Genomic DNA, 423 nt, shown 5'->3' on the forward strand with positions numbered 1-423 from the left:
TTTCTTGAGCAATGACCTGCCAATCTGAATTGAGACACAGAACTTGCAGCCACTGAGCTGGTAAATCCTCGAGCAAATGCTGTTGGGTCAACAGCACGGAGACTTGGGCATCATTCAACATATACGCCAAGCGCTCTAGAGGATAGGCAGGGTCAATAGGTACATAAGCAGCCCCTGCCTTGAGAATGCCTAACAATCCCACCACCATCTCCACAGAGCGCTCCACACAAATGCCGACCCGTGTCTCTGGTCCTACGCCTAGCTTTTGTAAGTATTGTGCTAACTGGTTTGCCTGTTGGTTGAGTTGTTTGTAGGTCAGTTGTGTATCTTCAAACACGACGGCTACAGCATCGGGTGTTTGTTCCACCTGGGCTTCAAACAGTTGATGGACACAACAGGTGTGTTGGGGAAAATCGGTCTGGT

The 423-nt window shown here is 49.4% G+C and carries 1 protein-coding gene; it reads right to left on the minus strand.

The window, feature by feature from the left end; genetic code table 11:
* The coding region (locus ACM0OZ_RS49240) for an AMP-binding protein (protein ID WP_414590219.1) at positions 1-423 on the minus strand (423 nt) is incomplete at both ends.

This window comes from Scytonema sp. PCC 10023 (genome assembly GCF_963920835.1).
Lineage (GTDB): Bacteria > Cyanobacteriota > Cyanobacteriia > Cyanobacteriales > Nostocaceae > Kalymmatonema.